Below are 16,141 nucleotides of genomic sequence, written 5' to 3' on the forward strand. Positions count from 1 at the left end.
CCTGTGGTGCGCCCGTCTCCTCCGTAGCGTCTTGGGCGTGGCACAGGACGTGCCGGACGGAGGAGATGACGATGTTTCGCAACGGGGCACGACCCGACCAGGACACGGAGCCCGCCCCCGAGGCCCTGCGGCTGGTCAAGGTCACCAAGTCGTACGGCACCGCGGACAGCACGGTGACCGCCCTCGACGGGGTGACGCTCGGGCTGGCGCGGGGCACGTTCACCGCGGTGATGGGGCCGTCCGGCTCGGGCAAGTCCACGCTGTTGCAGTGCGCGGCGGGCCTGGACCGGCCGGACAGCGGGATCGTGCGGGTGGACGGGACCGAGCTGACGGGTGGCAGCGAGGCGGAGCTGGCGAAGTTCCGGCGCGGGCGGATCGGGTTCGTGTTCCAGCAGTACAACCTGCTCGAGACACTGACCGTCGCGCAGAACACCGTGCTGCCGCTGAAGCTCGCCGGCCGGCGCGTGGACCGGAAGCGGGCCCGGGAGATCCTGACCGCCGTCGGTCTGGGCGACCGGCTCGGACACCGGCCCGACCAGTTGTCCGGCGGTCAGCGCCAGCGGGTGGCGATCGCCCGGGCGCTGGTCACCGAGCCCCGGGTGATCTTCGCGGACGAGCCGACCGGCGCCCTGGACACCCGCAGCGCGCGCGAGGTGCTGGCGCTGCTCCAGCAGGCGGTGCGGGTGTACGGGCGGACCGTGGTGATGGTGACGCACGATCCGGTCGCCGCCTCCTGCGCCGACCGTGTGCTGTTCCTCGCGGACGGCCGGCTGGCCGGCCGGCTGGACGCGCCGACGGTGGACGCGGTGGCGGAGCGGCTCGCCCATCTGGGCGACACCGTGACGGCGGGGGTGTGAGCCGTGTTCGTCCTTGCCATGCGGTCGGTCCGGCGGCGGCCCGGACGGTTCCTCGCGACGCTGCTGTCCGCCTTCCTTGGCGCGGCGATCGTCATGACGTTCCAGTCGATGCACGACACGGCGGGGCAGCCGGGCGTGGACGCGGTCAGCTCCGAGACCCTCCGGATGTCCGCCGACGTGGTCGGCGGGTACGGCACACTGCTGGTGTTCTTCGCCGTCGCCTCGACGCTGACGGTGAACGTGCGGCAGCGGGCGGGCGAGCTGGAGCTGCTGCGCTGCTCGGGGGCGACCCCGGCGCAGCTGAAGCGGATGGTCGTCGGTGAGGCGGTGGTCGTGGCCCTGGTGGGCGCGGCACTCGCGGTCCTCGCGGCGATGGCGGGCGGACGGCTGTTGCTCGAGGTGTTCCGGGACAGCGGGCAGGTCGCCCGCTCAGTGGACCACTCCTTCGGGATCATCGCCCTGCTGTCCGGCATCGGCGTCACGCTGCTCGCGTCGGCGGGCGCGGCGTTCCTCGCCGTGCGGCGGGTGACGCGGGGGCGGCGACGGTACGGCAGGGCGCGGACGTTCCTCGCCTTCGGGGCGCTGGCGGCCGGTGCGGTGGCGGTGTGCTCGACCCTGGTCCTCTCGGCATCGGACGAGATGCTGATGGCGCCGCCCGCGTACGGGGCGATCCTGCTGTCGGTGGGGCTGGCGCTGATGGCGCCGCGGCTGCTGACCGGCCTACTGGGCCGGCTGGCGCCGGGCGGGGCGAGCGGGTGGCTGGCCGTGCGGAACCTGCGTCAGCGGGCCGGGGATCTCGCCGGCATCCTGATGTCGCTGGTCCTGTTCACGGCGGTGTCGACGGCGACGCTGACCATGCAGGCGGTGGAGAGCGACGCGGTGGCGGCCTCGGGGCTGGTGAAGTCGGTCGACGCCAAGAACCTGGAGACGCTGAACTTCACGGTGGTCGGCATCATCGTGGTGTTCGTGTGCGTGATGCTGGTCAACTCGCTGTACGCGGCGACGGCCTACCGCGGCGGGGAGTTCGGCCGGCAGCGTCTCGCCGGGGCGACGCCCGGACAGGTGCTGGGCATGGTGGGCGCCGAGGGTCTGGTCCTCACGGTCACCGGGGTGCTGACCGGGACGCTGGCGGCGCTGGCCGGGATCGTGCCGTTCTCCGTGGTCCGCGGTGACGTGGTGCTGCCGGAGCAGATGTTCGGTGCGTGGGGCCTGGTCGCGTCGATCGGCGCGGCGGTGACGCTCGGGACGAGCCTGGTCACGGCCCGGCGGGTGCTGCGTACGCCGGCGGTACAGGCGGTGGGGGCAACCACGTGACAGAGCGGTGAGCAAGCGCTTGGATAGTGTCCTGGGCGTCCTTGGGCGTCCGGGCACTGTCGTTCCCGCGCTCATCCGGAGGCCTCTGTTGTTCACATCCGTCGACGACGTCTCCGCGCGCCTCGCCCGGACCGGCTATCTTGCGTCGCCCGCCGTCGCCACGACCGTCTTCCTCGCCGACCGGCTCGGCAAGCCGCTGCTGGTGGAGGGCCCCGCCGGGGTCGGCAAGACCGAGCTCGCCAAGGCGGTCGCCGAGGTAGCCGGGGCCCGGCTGATCCGGCTCCAGTGCTACGAGGGAGTGGACGAGTCGCGGGCGCTGTACGAGTGGAACCACGCCAAGCAGCTGCTGCGGATCAGTGCCGGCCGGGACGAGAGCTGGGACGAGACGCGGACGGACATCTTCAGCGAGGAGTTCCTGCTGCCCCGTCCGCTGCTCACCGCGATCCGCGGCGACGACCCCAAGGTGCTGCTGATCGACGAGACCGACAAGGCGGACGTGGAGGTCGAAGGGCTGCTGCTGGAGGTGCTCAGCGACTTCCAGGTGACCGTTCCGGAGCTCGGCACCGTCACCGCGGCCCGCCGCCCGTTCGTGGTCCTCACGTCGAACGCGTCCCGGGAGCTGTCCGAGGCGCTGCGCCGCCGCTGCTTGTTCCTGCACATCGGCTTCCCCGACGCGGAGCTGGAGCGGCGGATCGTACGGCTGAAGGTACCGGGCATCGACGCGGCGCTGACCGAGTCCGTCGTCCGGGTGGTGGGGGCGTTGCGCGGGATGGACCTGCGGAAGGTGCCGTCGGTGGCCGAGACCATCGACTGGGCCCGCACCCTGCTGGCGCTGGGCGCCGGCACCCTGGACGAGACAGTGGTACGCGACAGCCTGGGCGTGATCCTCAAGCATCACGACGACATCCAGAAGGCGGCGGCCAAGCTCGACCTGGACGCTCTGTGAGCGCCGTCGCGGAATCCGACCTCGCGACCCGGCTGGGCGGCCTCGTCGACGCACTCCGTTCCCACGGCCTGCGCGTCGGCACCGGCGAGACCGTGGACGCGGCGCGCGCGGTGGAGGCGCTCGGACTCGCTGACCGGGAGCTGCTCCGCGAGGGCCTGGCGGCGACACTGTTGCACGGGACCGTCCAACGCCCGGTGTTCGACGCGGTCTTCGACCTCTACTTTCCGCGCGGGGTCGGCGGCCCGGAGGGCGGGCCCGCGGACCGGGAGGGCCTGCGCGAGCGGCTGGCGGCCGCGCTCGCCGACAACGACACCGCTCTGATGGGCCGGCTGGCGGTGGAGGCGGTCGACGGCTTCGGCGGGTACGGGAGTTCAGCCGGGTCGGACGGCTGGTCGTCGTACCAGACGCTGGACCGGCTGCGTCCGCAGACGCTGCTGGCGCGGGTGCGGGACGAGGTGCGCGGGCGGGACGGCAGCGCGGGTTTCGGCGACCGGCTCCTTGAGGACGAGATCCGGCGGCGCGTCGAGGAGTTCCGGCGCATGGTGGCAGTGGAGGCGCGGCGGCGGGTGGCGGAGCGGCGGGGCCGGGACGAGATCGCCCGGCGTGCGGTGGCCCCGACCGCCGACCGTGTCGACTTCCTGTTCGCCGGGAAGGACCGGCTGGCCGAGCTGCGGCGTACGGTGCGGCCGCTGGCCCGGAAGCTGGCGACCCGGCTGGCGGCCCGCCGTCGCCGGGCCGCGCGCGGCAGCATCGATCTGCGCCGGACGCTGCGCGGCTCGCTGTCGACCGGCGGGGTGCCGATGCGGCCCGTACTGCGCCGGCGTCGGCCCGCCCGGCCCGAACTGGTGCTGCTGTGCGACGTGTCGGGTTCGGTGTCCGGATTCTCCGACTTCACGATGCTGCTGGTGCAGGCGCTGCACGACCAGTTCAGCAAGGTGCGGGTGTTCGCCTTCGTCAACCGGATCGACGAGGTGACCGGGCTGCTGGTGCACGGCGCCGCCGACCCGGAGGGCCTGGGCGCCCGGATCCAGGGCGAGGCGGCCCTCACCGGCTGGCACGGCAGCAGCGACTACGGCATGGCGCTGGGTGAGTTCACGGAGCGGTACGCCGATGCCGTGGGCCCGCGCACGACGGTGTTCGTCCTCGGCGACGCCCGCAACAACATGGGCGACCCGAATCTCCCGGCCGTTCGCGAGCTGGTCCGGAGTGCCCGGCGGGTCCATTGGCTCAACCCCGAGCAACGCTCCCGCTGGGGCACCGGCGACTCCGCGGCACCCGAGTACGCGGAGCTGGTGGACATGCACGAGTGCCGGAACGTACGGCAGTTGAACGCCCTGGTGGGGCGGCTGTTGCCGGTGTGACCCCCAGGAACACGGTCCGGTCCGGCCGCCCCGTGTGCCGTGCACTCGGTCATCTCAGCCGCTCTCGGCGTCACCGAGGTGCACCCCCGCCTCCGCCGGCCCTGCCGGTACGCCGGTCTCCCAAGCGCAAGCGGTCAGCTCGCCCCCGCCCAGCACCAGTGCCGTGAACACACCGCCCCACTCGAACGGGGACCTGTCCCCGCTTCACCGGGCGCGACGCTGCCACGGCAACAGGGACCACTCCCCGTTTACTCCCCCGACGGCGCGTCCGCGACGGATCGGCCATCGACCATGACCGCCACGCGGGGGGGTCGGGCAGGGTGGTGACCGGAACCCCCGGCCCGGCTGGTCGGTCAGTCCGCCTTCGCGTACTCCTGGGCCATCGCGCCCGCGAAGTCGTACACCACGACCTGGTCGTCCCCGACGACCCACGCGTCGTGCCCCGGCGGGCAGACGAAGACGTCGCCGGGACCTACCTCGCCCTCGGCGCCGTCGTCCATGCGGAGGCGCAGGCGGCCCTGCACCACGTAGCCGTTGTGGTGGATCCGGCAGCTCTTCGTCCCCGCGATGGGGCCCACGGACTCCGACCAGCGCCACCCCGGTTCGAAGGTGGCCACGGCGAAATCCAGCCCCGTCAGGTGGACGGCCTCGAGATGGCCCCTCGGGAAATCGCGTCGCTCGTCGGGCTTCTCCAGCATCTTGACCTCGAACATGCCGTTCTCCCTTCCGGTCGTCGCCCTGCACGACCGGGTCCGGTCTCCGTCTGCCCGGAACGGCACCGGCGGGGCCGGGCCCCACCACTTCATCGTCCGCCTGTCCCCCCGGGGCCGCCATTCGGGTGAGGAAACGGACGACGACGTCAGTCGCCGGGGCCGCAGAGCCGCGCGAACCGCCCGGCGTCGACATTGCCCCCGGACAGGATCAGGCCGACCCTGCGAGGGAGCGGACCCGCACGGCCGGTGAGCAGCGCGGCGAGCGGAGTGGCCCCGCTCGGCTCGAGAACGATCTTCAGCCGCTCGAAGGCGAACCGCATCGCGTCCCTGATCTCGTCGTCGCCGACCAGCACGATGCCGTCGAGGAGCCGCCGGTTGACGGCGAAGGTCAGTTCGCCCGGGGTGTGCAGCGCCTGGCCGTCGGCGATGGTGTGCGGTACCGGGATGCTGACGCGCCGGCCCTGCTCCAGCGACCTCTTGGTGTCGTCCCCGGCCTCGGGTTCGACGCCGACCACCCGCGTGGCGGGGCGCAGGCTCCTGACGGCGGTGGCGCTTCCGGCGATCAGTCCACCGCCTCCGACCGGAGCGAGCAGAACGTCCAGTTCTCCCGCCTCTTCGACGAGTTCGAGGGCCGCGGTGCCCTGCCCGGCCATGACGTGGGGATGGTCGTAGGGCGGGACGAGGGCCAGGCCCCGCCCGGCCGCCAGGGCCTCGGCGATGGCGACCCGGTCGCCGGTGTACCGGTCATAGGTGACGATCTCGGCACCGTACCCCTCGGTGGCCGCCCGCTTCGACGGCGGGGCGTCCTCGGGCATGACGATGACGGCGGTGGTGCCGAGCTCCCGGGCGGCCAGGGCCACGGCCTGGGCATGGTTGCCCGAGGAGTAGGCGGCGATGCCCCGGGACAGCTGGTCGGGGCCGAGCCGGGAGGCCGCGTTGTAGGCGCCGCGGAACTTGAAGGCACCGACGCGCTGGAAGTTCTCGCACTTGAGGTGGACCTCGGCGCCGACGAGCGCGTCCAGGGTGCGGGAGCGCAGGACGGGGGTGCGGTGCGCGACGCCCCTGAGGCGTTCGGCGGCCGAGCGGACGTCATCGAGGGTGATCGGCGGGGTGGTGGTCGTCACGCGGTGCCTCCGGCGGGGGTCGGGTCGGTCGTCGTCCTGGACTGGGAGAGGTGCTGTACGCGGAGGCGCGGGAGAGGCCGAGCCGTCGTCGCATCACGGGCCGGCGGTCGCCCGTGGACACGGTTCCTCCCACGCCCACACATCATTCCCGGCGCGCGGGGCACGTCCTGTCCCCCGTGCGAGCTACGGGCAGGTGTCCACTGTGCGGTGACGATTCCCGGCCACCGGATCCGTAGCGTCCATGGCGACACGCGGCGATGGGCCGCGGATCGGACGAAGGAGTCATCGATGAGAGTGGTCTGGCAGATCCTGGCCGTTGCGGCGATCACCGCCGTAGGGGGACAGACCGTGAACACGGTGCGGGACAACCCGTGGCTCACGCTCGCCCTCGGGATGCTGACCACCGTGCTCGCGGTGCTGGTCTACCGGTGGGTGGTGGGACGGACCGAGCACCGGCCGGTCACGGAGCTGGACCCGAAGGTTGCCGCACCGGCGCTCGGCCGGGGGACGCTGATCGGCGTCGTGATGTTCGGGATGGTCATCACGAACCTCTTCACCTCCGGCAACTACGAGGTGCACGGACTGGGTTCGCTGAGCGGCACGGCCGGGCTCTTCGGCTTCATGGCCGCCGCCGCCGTCACGGAGGAGCTGCTGTTCCGCGGTGTCCTGTTCCGGATCGTCGAGGAGTACGCGGGCACCTGGATCGCGCTGGTGCTGACCTCGCTGCTGTTCGGCCTGGCCCATCTGCCCAACCCGGACGCCACGGTGTGGGGCGCCTTCGCCATCGCGATCGAGGCCGGCGGCATGCTCGCCGCCGCGTACGTCGCCACCCGCAACCTGTGGGTGCCGATCGGCCTGCACTTCGGCTGGAACTTCGCCGCGGGCGGCATCTTCAGCACCGTGGTCTCGGGCAACGACACCGAGCAGGGACTGCTGGACTCCACGACGTCGGGCAACAAGTGGATCACCGGCGGCGACTTCGGCCCCGAGGGAAGCGTGTACTCGGTGCTGTTCGGCGTGCTGCTGACGATCGCGTTCCTGTGGCTGGCCCACCGGCGCGGTCGTCTGGTGCCCCGCCGTCGGCGCGCGGAGGGGGCCGACGCCACCGTTAGACTGCCCCGGTGATCGCTCCTCACCGGGTCCGGGAACCATGGCGCCGGTTGGACGTCACGGTCAGGGACCTTCTGCTCGGGCTGCTCGTCCTCTCCCTGTCGCTGCTGCCGGCCTTCCAGAACCACGGAACGCTCCTCGGCGGCGTGCCGGACCGTCCCTTCGACACGCTCGCCTTCGTGGCGGTGGTCCTCCAGTCGCTTCCGCTCGCCGTGCGCCGGCGGTGGCCGCTCGTCTGCCTCACCCTGGTGGTGGCCGGGTTCGCCCTCGACCAGCTCCGCGGCTACCACTCCCCCGCGGGCACCGCGCTGCCCATCGCGCTGCTGAGCGTCGGGGCGTATCTGGAAGGGTACCGGCGCACCACCGCGGCGGCGTGCACCGTCGGCTACGTGGCGCTGGCGGTCACGTTCCACCAGTTCGGTCCGGGCGAGCCGACGAGCGAGTTCGTGACGTTCTACCTGGCGGTGGCCCTCGCGTGGGGCATCGGGGCGTGGCTGCGCTCCACCCGGATCGCGGAGGCCGAACGCCGGCACCGCGTCGCCGAGGACTCCCGGACCGCCGAACGCACCCGGATCGCCCGTGAGCTGCACGATGTCGTGACCCATCATGTGACGGCGATGGTCGTGCAGGCCGAGGCCGCCCGCTATCTGACCGCCGCGCCCGACCGGCTGGACGAGACACTGACCGCCGTCACCGACACCGGCCGACGGGCCATCACCGACCTGCGGCACCTGCTCGACCTGCTCAACCCCGACCACGGCGCCGAGACCAGGACACCGCCCGTCGGCCGGCTCCTCACGCTCGTGGAGCAGACCCGCCGGGCCGGGCAGCCGGTGAAGTTCACCGAGGAGGGCACGCCGGCACCGTCGACCGGCAGCGCCGACCTCGTCGCCTACCGGGTCGTGCAGGAGGCACTGACGAACGCCCTCAAGTACGCCCACGGCGGCGCCACCCATGTCCAGGTGCGGCACGGCGAACGGCAGATCACCGTGGAGGTCGGCACGGACGGTTCCGGCACACCGGTCGCCTCCTCCCCCGGCGGGAGCGGCCGGGGCCTGGCAGGCCTCCGGGAACGGATCGACGTCCTGGGCGGCGACTTCAGCGCGGGCCCGGAGGCGGGCGGCGGCTTCGTCGTGCGGGCCCGCATACCGTCGGGGAACACGGCATGACCGCACTGCTCCGGTCCCGGTCTGCGATGACCAGGCGCGGATCCGCACCGGTCTGGTGACCGTCATCGGCGCCCAGCCCGGCCTGGAGGTGGCCGGCGAGTACGGCGCCGGGCGGACGTGATCGTGGCCTAAGCCTCCCGGGACCCCGACGGCTGGTCCACGGCGTCCGGCCGGCCGTGCGCGGCTCATCGGTGACGTGGAATAGCGCGACGCCCGGCTCGGTTGTCGGCCTTCGAGGAGGTCACCTGTGAACGCCACGTACTACGACCACGGAACGCCGGCCGAGCGCTGGGAGCGCGCGGGGATGTTCTTCGACGCCAAGGACTACACCGCCGCCGCGCGCGTCCTGGGCACGCTGGTCGGGGAGGTCCCGGAGCAGACCGGACCGCGGTTGCTGCTGGCACGCGCCTACTACCACTCGGCCCAACTCCGCCGCGCCGAAGCTGAGTTGAAGGTCATCGTGGAGCGCGACCCGGTGGAGCACTACGCCCGGCTGATGCTCGGGCGCACCCTCCAGCGGCAGGGACGCGACGACGAGGCCCGGCCGCATCTGCGCATCGCGGCCGCGCTGGGCGGGGAGTTCGACGACGCATGACACCGGTGCCCGGCCCTCCAACGGTCCAACGGGGGCCGGGTACCGCACGCCGGGGTTCCCCGTCATCGCGTCGCCGTGCCGCGTCCGCAGGTCCGCCGCCCCCGTCGGTGGGCGATCTCCCCGAGGATGATGTCGACGGCGAGGAACGCCGCCAGGGGGATGCCGAGCAGCGGCACGAAGGAGCCCAGTACCGCGATCAGGGCCAGCAGCGGGACAAGGACGTGCGGCGGCACCTGCTGCCAGGCTCCTCGCTCTCCGTCTGGAAGGACGCGGCGTACAGCAGCCCGGCGAGGGCTGCGACGAGGAGGAACGGCGCCACCAGCACGCCCGCGTAGAAGTGCAGGCGCAGAACGAGGGGGCGCAGGGCGGCCCACGCGCTCTTCGGGTTTGCGAGGGCGGGGGTTGGGGGCCTCGTCCGTGGTGGTCGGGGGAACGGTGGTCATCGGTGGGGTTCTCCCGGGTCCGTCTGGGCGGGCATGGTGGTGCAGTAGTCGGAGCCGCGGGGCATTCAGTTCCCGCGGGAGACGAGTGACCTGCGCCACATGCGGGAGGCGTGCGATCCTGACGGCATGGAACTTCCGGACCGCCGTGCGCCCTTGACCGAGCAGGTCGAGCAACTGCTCACCGTCGAGGGGCCGCTGCCCATCGTCGCGGCCGGTGATCCGGTGCTGCGGGCCGGCAGTGAGCCGTACGACGGCCGGCTGGGGCCCGCACTGCTGGCCCGGTTCGTCGAGGCGCTGCGCGCCACCATGCGCGCGGCGCCGGGTGTCGGACTGGCCGCGCCGCAGGTCGGAGTGGGGCTGCGGATCGCGGTGATCGAGGACCCGGCGCCGGTTCCGGAGGAGGTGCGTCTCGTGCGCGGGCGGGTTCCGCAGCCGTTCCGGGTGCTGGTGAATCCGGCGTACGAGCCGATCGGCACCGGGCGGGCCGCGTTCTTCGAGGGGTGCCTGAGCGTGCCGGGGTACCAGGCGGTGGTGGCGCGGGCCGCGCAGGTGCGGCTGACCGGGCAGGACGAGCACGGGCGGACGCTGGACGAGGTGTTCACCGGCTGGCCCGCCCGGATCGTCCAGCACGAGACGGATCACCTCGACGGCACGCTGTACCTCGACAGGGCCGAGCCGCGCTCGCTGTCCACCCATCAGGCCGCGGCGGAGTACTGGTCGCAGCCGACGCCGGAGCCGGCGGCGCGGGCACTGGGCTTCGACCTGCCCTAGGTGGATCCGCACCGGGGCCCTGGCGGCGGCCCGGACCGGGGGCACGACGTCCCCGGACGCTCCCTGTCCCGTACCGCCGTCGTCCGCCGGGCGGCGCATCGTCGGTCCCGCCGGGGCGGACCGCGCTCGGCGCGCGGCGGAACCGCCGCGGAACCGTCCACCACCACCTGTCCGGCGGGTTGTGCCGGAGCCACGGGACCCGGCGCTCCCTCCCCCGCTTCCGCGCTGCCCCGGTCGCCGGGTCCCCCGCGCTCGACGACGCCCTAGCGGGAGGGAGTCCCGTCGCGCGGGCGCCCTCCGGCTGGACCCGCCGGACAGGCCCTGGCGGCAGCGGGTTCACGCGTCCCGGTACGCCTCCAGCAGGCGCAGCCACACCTCGCTGATCGTCGGGTACGACGGGACCGCGTGCCAGAGACGGTGGACGGGGACCTGGGCGGCCACCGCGATGGTCGCCGAGTGGATGAGTTCGCCGACGCCGGGGCCGACCAGGGTGAGGCCGCGCAGGATCTCGTCCTCGAGGTCCACGACCATGCGGGCCCGGCCCCGGTAGCCGTCGACATAGAGGCCGGCGCCGGCGACGGAGGACAGGTCGACGTCGACGGCGCGGACGCGGTGGCCCGCCCGTTCCGCCTCGGCGAGGGAGAGACCGACGGCGGCCGCCTCCGGGTCGGTGAAGACGACCTGGGGCACGGTGGCGTGGTCGGCGGTGGCGGCATGCGCTCCCCACTCCTCCGCTTGTACGGTCTGCCCCGCGGCCCTGGTGGCGATGACGGCGCCCGCGATCCGGGCCTGGTACTTGCCCTGGTGGGTGAGGAGAGCTCGGTGGTTGGCGTCGCCGACGGCGTACAGCCAGTCGTGGCCGGTGACCCGGAGACTGTCGTCGACGGTGAGCCAGGAGCCGGGCTCCAGGCCGATCGTCTCCAGGCCGATGTCGTCGGTGCGCGGGGCGCGGCCGGTGGCGAAGAGGATCTCGTCGGCCTCGATCCGGTCACCGTCGTCGGTGACCACGTGGACGGTCCCGTTCTCCCTGGTCACCGACTTCACGGAGGTTCCCGTACGGATCTGCGCGCCGGCCTCGGTGAGCGCCTCGGCGACCATGTCCCCGGCGAACGGCTCCATGCCCCTGAGCAGGCCCTCACCGCGTACGAGCAGAGTGACTCGCGAGCCGAGCGCCTGCCAGGCGCAGGCCATCTCGGTCGCGACGACCCCGCCGCCGACCACGACCAGCCGGCCGGGCACCGACTGGGCGCTGGTGGCCTCCCGGCTGGTCCACGGCCTGACCTCGGCGAGTCCGGGCAGGTCGGGCAGCCTGGCGCGGCTGCCGGTGCAGATGGCGACGGCGTGCCGGGCTGTGAGGACGTGTTCCTCACCGTCGGGGCCGGCGACGGTGACGGTACGCGGGCCGGTGAGCCGTCCGTGCCCGCGGTACAGATCGGCTCCGGTGCCCGCCAGCCACTGGACCTGGCCGTCGTCCTTCCAGTGGGAGGCGTACTCGTCCCGGTGGGCCAGTACGGCGGCGGCGTCGAGGTGCCCCTGGACCGCCTGTTTCAGGCCCGGGGTGCGGCGTGCGTCGGCCTGGGTGATGACCGGCCGCAGCAGGGCCTTACTGGGTGAACACGCCCAGTAGGAGCACTCACCGCCGACCAGCTCGCTCTCCACGACCGCGGTGGTGAGCCCGGCGGCGCGGGTGCGGTCCGCGACGTTCTCGCCCACGGGCCCGGCTCCGAGCACCACGACGTCGTAGGCGGTTGATTCCGGTGGCGTCGACTGTGTTTCCGTCATGGCGTCAGTCTGGTGGGTGGTGTGCTGCCCGGCCACATGGGTAAGGGCGCGGAATACGTGACCTGCGGGCTGTGTTGTGCCGACGGCCCGACCCCCACACCAGGAAGAGGGAAACACGCCATGAGCAGCACCGTGGAGCTCACCAAGGAGAACTTCGACCAGATGGTCACGGACAACGAGTTCGTGCTGATCGACTTCTGGGCGGCCTGGTGCGGCCCCTGCCGTCAGTTCGCACCCGTGTACGAGAAGGCGGCGGAGGAGAACGCGGACCTGGTGTTCGGGAAGGTGGACACCGAGGCGCAGCCGGAGCTGGCCGCGGCCTTCGGTATCCAGTCGATCCCCACGCTCATGATCGTGCGCGACCAGGTCGCCGTGTTCGCCCAGCCGGGTGCCTTGCCCGAGGCCGCGCTGACGGACGTCATCGGACAGGCCCGCAAGCTCGACATGGACGACGTCCGCAAGCAGATCGCCGAGCAGCAGGCGCAGCAGGGACAGGCGCCGGACGAGGGCGCGTGACCCCGTAGGCCGCGGTGCCCGGCCCGCTAGAACGGGTACCGGGCCACGTCCGCGCGTACGGTGGTCCACCGCAGGTCGGTGAAGGCCTCCAGGCTGGCGTCGCCTCCCAAGCGGGAGCCGGTGCCGGACGCGGCGACCCCGCCGAACGGGGCGACGGCCTCGTCGTTCACGGTCTGGTCGTTGATGTGGGCGATGCCCGTGGGAATGCGGTCCGCGAGATCGAGCCCGCGGGCCGGGTCCCCGGTGACGATGCCCAGGCAGAGTCCGTAGGGGCTCGCGGTGGCGAGGGCGACGGCCTCGTCCAGGGTGGCGAAGGACCGTACCGGAGCCACGGGACCGAAGACCTCCTCCATGTAGGCGGGGGTGACGTCGTCCGCGTCGGCGAGGACGGTGGGCCGGTAGAAGAGCCGGTCGTGGGTGCCGCCGGCGGCGAGCTTCGCTCCTCCGGCCGTGCTGGCCTCGACCAGGCCGTGGACCTTGCCGAGCTGGGTACGGTCGATGAGCGGGCCCAGATGCACCTGCTCGCGGTGCGGGTCGCCGACGTCGAGGGAGTCGGCCTTGGCGGCCAGCCGGTCGACGTACTCGTCGTACAGCGAGGCGTGGACCAGATGCCGTCCGGCCGTCATGCAGATCTGGCCCTGGTGGAAGAACGATCCCCAGGCGGCCGCGGAGATCACCGCGTCGAGATCGGCGTCCTCGAGCACGACGAGCGGGGAGTTCCCGCCCAGCTCCAGGTGGGCGCGTTTCAGATGGCGGCCTGCGGCCTCTCCGACGGCGCGGCCGGCACCGGTGGAGCCGGTGAAGGAGATGACGGGGATGCGCGGGTCGGCGACCAGGGCCTGACCGGTCTCCGGTCCCCCGGGCAGGACGTGCAGCAGTCCCTCGGGCAGCCCCGCCTCGTCGAACACCGCGGCGAGCGCCAGTCCGCCGCAGACCGCGGTGCGCGGGTCGGGCTTGAGCACGACCGCGTTGCCGAGCGCCAGAGCGGGGGCGACGGAGCGGATGGACAGGATCAGCGGCGCGTTGAACGGGGCGATGACTCCGACCACGCCCACCGGCACCCGGCGGGTGTAGGACAGCCGGGGCTCCTCGGTGGGCAGCACCTGTCCGGCCGGGCGGGAGGCGAGGGCGGCGGCCTCGTAACACTCCTGGGCGGCGACATGGAGCTCGAAGTCCGCCTTGCCGGGGATGCTGCCGGCCTCACGGATCAGCCACTCCCGCAGCTCGGCGTGAGCGGCGAACAGGTCACCGGCCTTGCGGAGGACTCCGGCCCGGACGAAGTGCGGGGCCTTCGCCCACGCGGTCTGTGCGGCACGGGCGGCCTCGGCGGCGGCCCCGACGTCCTCGGCGGTGGCGAGGGTGACGGTGCCGAGGGCGTCGCCGGTGGCGGGCTCGGTGACGGTGTGCTCGGCTCCCGTGAGCGGGCGGGACGGCCGGGCCGTGCGGTCGAGCAACGTCATGAGGGCTCTCCGATCGCGGGCGCGGACGTCCGTCCGCGTACCCATGTGGTTGAGCACGCAACATTTTGGCCGCCGGGCCCCGAGAAGCGGAGGGATCTCACCCTCTTCGCCGGCCCGCCGCCTCCCACGGTGTCAGCTGGACGCGCGTCGCACCACCGATGCCCCGAGCACCTTGTGCGCCTCGGGCGCCGCGGCCGGGTCGCGCACCGCGCGGTCGACCAGTCCGGCCAGTTCACGGCCGGTCGGCAGTTCGAGGTGCACGGTGCTCAGCCGGGGCCGCAGCAGCCGGCCGAGCATCAGGTTGTCGGCGCCGACCACTGCGGCTTCCTCGGGGATGCGGATGCCCTCGTCCTGGAGCGCGCGCATCAGCAGCATCGCGTACTCGTCGTTGTACGTGAACACGGCGTCGAGGCCGAGAGCACGCCAGCGGGCGGCGAGCCGGGCCGCGGCTCCCTCGTCGTACGCCAGGGACAGCTCGGTGACCGTGGCGTCGGTGCCGCGCAGGGCGGCGCGCACCCCGGCCAGGCGGGGGGCGGAGAAGGTCTCCAGGCCGGGCTCACGCGGGACGACCACACCGATCCGGCGGCGACCGCGGTCGAAGAGGTGGGCGCCCGCGCTGTGACCGACCACGTCGTGGTCGATGAGCAGGGCGTGCGCGCCCTCGACGGTCTCGGGGCCGAGGGTGACGACGGCCCGCGCCCCGGAGCGTTTGAGCACCTCGACGCCGCGCGGGCCGAGTCCGGAGCCGGGGACCAGTACCGCCACCGGCCGCAGTTCCGCCCAGGCGCGGGCGGCCTCGTCGTCGTGCAGGCCGACGGTGCCGTACTGCACGACCGTGTAGTCGAGGTGGCCGAGGGCGCCCTGGAGGTCGTTGATGAACTGGCTGTAGAGCGGGCCGACGGGGAAGGCGGGCGCGGGCATCAGGACCAGACGGCTGTGCCCGGCGCGCAGGCTGCGGGCCGCGGCGTGCGGCACGTAACCGAGCTCCCTCGCGGCCTCGCGCACCCGGCGCCGGGTGGGTTCGCTGATCCGGACGGCGCCGGCGTTGTTCAGGACGTAGGAGACGGTCGCGCGCGAGACGCCGGCCAGGCGGGCCACATCGGCGCTCGTGGGTACGGAGCGCGTCGGTGCGGGGGACGCGGGCGCGGGCGGGTTCGGTATCTGCACCATGACGTACCGCATCCTTGCAGAAGCGGTAACGGGGCTTACGGCCGGGTGAGTTGAGACCGCCGGCCGGAGTCCGCGCCGAGCCCGTCAGCCGGCGGCCGCGGAGTCCGTGACGCGGTCGACCAGGTCCGTCCACGCGGCTTCCAGCCGCTCCGGCGGCATGCCGCACTGACGGACCAGATGGTGGACCAGGGCGGGGTCCAGCTGCGCCATCAGCGTGTGGGCCAGCAGCTCGCAGTCCGCGTCCGGCACCACCTCGCGCAGCAGCAGGGTGACGTGATGGCGCAGCACCCGGCGGGGGGCGACGGTGAAGCGGCGGCCGGCATCCGCTTCGGCGGCCAGTTGCAGCTCCAGTTCGTCGGCGGTGCGGCGCAGCATGGCGAGACCGAAGGCCCGCAGCCGCTCGACCGGGGGCGCGCCCGGGCCGAGCGGCGGGGGTCCGCTGAGGAAGGCGGCCTGGAACTTCTTCTCGGAGTGGTCGAGGAGTGCCGTGAGCAGTCCCGTGCGGTCGCCGAAGCGGCGGAAGACCGTACCCTTGCCCACCCGGGCGGCCGTCGCCACCTCCTCCATGGTGACGGCGTCGGCCCCGCGTTCGGCCACGAGCAGCGCGGCCGCCTCCAGCAGCCGGGCACGGTTGCGTGCGGCGTCGGCGCGCAGGCAGGGCTCGTCGGCGCCGAGCTGGAGCAGCTCCTGCGGCACTACGGGCTCCTGGGGTGCCGGGGCGGACGGCGTCGCGGCGGACATGAAGCCAGCGTAAAGCATGGGGAAGAAATTGGACCGCGGTCCGGTTAGGGTGCTACACATACGAACCGG

Annotated in this window: 16 protein-coding genes and 2 pseudogenes; 10 read left to right on the forward strand and 8 right to left on the reverse strand. The window is 73.1% G+C overall.

The window, feature by feature from the left end; genetic code table 11:
* Nucleotides 1-71: 71 nt before the first annotated feature.
* The 4 genes from ACZ5C2_RS10580 (at nucleotide 72) to ACZ5C2_RS10595 (ending at nucleotide 4,478) form a co-directional block, all read left to right on the forward strand.
* Nucleotides 72-857: an ABC transporter ATP-binding protein gene (locus tag ACZ5C2_RS10580; protein ID WP_468788772.1), complete on the forward strand. Its 786-nt coding sequence runs from the start codon at nucleotides 72-74 to the stop codon at nucleotides 855-857.
* Between the two features lie 3 nt (nucleotides 858-860).
* The gene (locus ACZ5C2_RS10585; protein WP_468788774.1) at nucleotides 861-2,171 is read left to right on the forward strand and encodes an FtsX-like permease family protein; all 1,311 of its coding nucleotides are present in this window, start codon (nucleotides 861-863) and stop codon (nucleotides 2,169-2,171) included.
* Nucleotides 2,172-2,259: 88 nt separating this feature from the next.
* Complete coding sequence (locus tag ACZ5C2_RS10590) at nucleotides 2,260-3,117, forward strand: AAA family ATPase (RefSeq protein ID WP_468788776.1); 858 nt, start codon at nucleotides 2,260-2,262, stop codon at nucleotides 3,115-3,117.
* Entirely contained in the window at nucleotides 3,114-4,478 is a 1,365-nt protein-coding gene (locus ACZ5C2_RS10595; RefSeq protein ID WP_468788778.1) for a vWA domain-containing protein, read from the forward strand. Before ACZ5C2_RS10590 ends, ACZ5C2_RS10595 begins: the two co-directional genes overlap by 4 nt.
* Nucleotides 4,479-4,831: 353 nt before the next feature.
* Here ACZ5C2_RS10595 and ACZ5C2_RS10600 read toward each other — a convergent pair whose 3' ends face one another.
* Complete coding sequence (locus tag ACZ5C2_RS10600) at nucleotides 4,832-5,191, reverse strand: cupin domain-containing protein (RefSeq protein WP_468788780.1); 360 nt, start codon at nucleotides 5,189-5,191, stop codon at nucleotides 4,832-4,834.
* Between the two features lie 146 nt (nucleotides 5,192-5,337).
* Entirely contained in the window at nucleotides 5,338-6,315 is a 978-nt protein-coding gene (locus ACZ5C2_RS10605) for a pyridoxal-phosphate dependent enzyme (RefSeq protein WP_468788782.1), read from the reverse strand.
* A 288-nt stretch (nucleotides 6,316-6,603) separates the two neighbouring features.
* Between ACZ5C2_RS10605 and ACZ5C2_RS10610 the strand changes: the two genes are divergently transcribed.
* The 4 genes and pseudogenes from ACZ5C2_RS10610 (at nucleotide 6,604) to ACZ5C2_RS10625 (ending at nucleotide 9,189) form a co-directional block, all read left to right on the forward strand.
* A complete protein-coding gene (locus ACZ5C2_RS10610; protein ID WP_468788784.1) occupies nucleotides 6,604-7,440 on the forward strand; it encodes a lysostaphin resistance A-like protein in 837 nt (278 codons plus the stop codon).
* The gene (locus ACZ5C2_RS10615) at nucleotides 7,437-8,594 is read left to right on the forward strand and encodes a sensor histidine kinase (protein ID WP_468788786.1); all 1,158 of its coding nucleotides are present in this window, start codon (nucleotides 7,437-7,439) and stop codon (nucleotides 8,592-8,594) included. The genes ACZ5C2_RS10610 and ACZ5C2_RS10615 overlap by 4 nt, the downstream gene beginning before the upstream one ends.
* A gap of 40 nt (nucleotides 8,595-8,634) precedes the next feature.
* Nucleotides 8,635-8,712 (forward strand): annotated as a pseudogene (locus ACZ5C2_RS10620) (DNA-binding response regulator); the annotation flags it as partial.
* A 129-nt stretch (nucleotides 8,713-8,841) separates the two neighbouring features.
* A complete protein-coding gene (locus ACZ5C2_RS10625) occupies nucleotides 8,842-9,189 on the forward strand; it encodes a tetratricopeptide repeat protein (protein ID WP_468788788.1) in 348 nt (115 codons plus the stop codon).
* A gap of 62 nt (nucleotides 9,190-9,251) precedes the next feature.
* Here the strand turns inward: ACZ5C2_RS10625 and ACZ5C2_RS10630 are convergent.
* Both ACZ5C2_RS10630 and ACZ5C2_RS10635 read right to left on the reverse strand, forming a co-directional pair.
* Nucleotides 9,252-9,440: pseudogene (locus ACZ5C2_RS10630) on the reverse strand (PepSY domain-containing protein); the annotation flags it as partial.
* A complete protein-coding gene (locus ACZ5C2_RS10635) occupies nucleotides 9,386-9,514 on the reverse strand; it encodes a hypothetical protein (RefSeq protein ID WP_468788790.1) in 129 nt (42 codons plus the stop codon). The pseudogene ACZ5C2_RS10630 and the gene ACZ5C2_RS10635, both read right to left, overlap by 55 nt.
* A 244-nt stretch (nucleotides 9,515-9,758) precedes the next feature.
* Between ACZ5C2_RS10635 and ACZ5C2_RS10640 the strand changes: the two genes are divergently transcribed.
* The gene (locus ACZ5C2_RS10640) at nucleotides 9,759-10,403 is read left to right on the forward strand and encodes a peptide deformylase (RefSeq protein WP_468788792.1); all 645 of its coding nucleotides are present in this window, start codon (nucleotides 9,759-9,761) and stop codon (nucleotides 10,401-10,403) included.
* 336 nt (nucleotides 10,404-10,739) lie between these two features.
* Here the strand turns inward: ACZ5C2_RS10640 and ACZ5C2_RS10645 are convergent, their stop codons facing one another.
* Nucleotides 10,740-12,185 carry a dihydrolipoyl dehydrogenase family protein gene (locus ACZ5C2_RS10645; protein ID WP_468788794.1) on the reverse strand — a complete coding sequence of 482 codons (1,446 nt, stop codon included), beginning with the start codon at nucleotides 12,183-12,185 and terminating at the stop codon, nucleotides 10,740-10,742.
* 120 nt (nucleotides 12,186-12,305) lie between these two features.
* Here ACZ5C2_RS10645 and trxA point away from each other — a divergent pair, with 120 nt between their 5' ends.
* Nucleotides 12,306-12,701: a thioredoxin gene (trxA, locus tag ACZ5C2_RS10650; RefSeq protein WP_468788796.1), complete on the forward strand. Its 396-nt coding sequence runs from the start codon at nucleotides 12,306-12,308 to the stop codon at nucleotides 12,699-12,701.
* 26 nt (nucleotides 12,702-12,727) lie between these two features.
* Here the strand turns inward: trxA and ACZ5C2_RS10655 are convergent, their stop codons facing one another.
* The 3 genes from ACZ5C2_RS10655 to ACZ5C2_RS10665 all read right to left on the reverse strand — a co-directional run bounded on the left by ACZ5C2_RS10655 (nucleotide 12,728) and on the right by ACZ5C2_RS10665 (nucleotide 16,072).
* Nucleotides 12,728-14,161, reverse strand: a complete 1,434-nt coding sequence (locus ACZ5C2_RS10655) for an aldehyde dehydrogenase family protein (protein WP_468788798.1) — start codon at nucleotides 14,159-14,161, stop codon at nucleotides 12,728-12,730.
* A gap of 132 nt (nucleotides 14,162-14,293) precedes the next feature.
* Nucleotides 14,294-15,331, reverse strand: a complete 1,038-nt coding sequence (locus ACZ5C2_RS10660) for a LacI family DNA-binding transcriptional regulator (RefSeq protein WP_468788800.1) — start codon at nucleotides 15,329-15,331, stop codon at nucleotides 14,294-14,296.
* A gap of 84 nt (nucleotides 15,332-15,415) precedes the next feature.
* The gene (locus tag ACZ5C2_RS10665; RefSeq protein ID WP_468788802.1) at nucleotides 15,416-16,072 is read right to left on the reverse strand and encodes a TetR/AcrR family transcriptional regulator; all 657 of its coding nucleotides are present in this window, start codon (nucleotides 16,070-16,072) and stop codon (nucleotides 15,416-15,418) included.
* Nucleotides 16,073-16,141: the final 69 nt, after the last annotated feature.

The organism is Streptomyces sp. NPDC031365 (assembly GCF_055569765.1).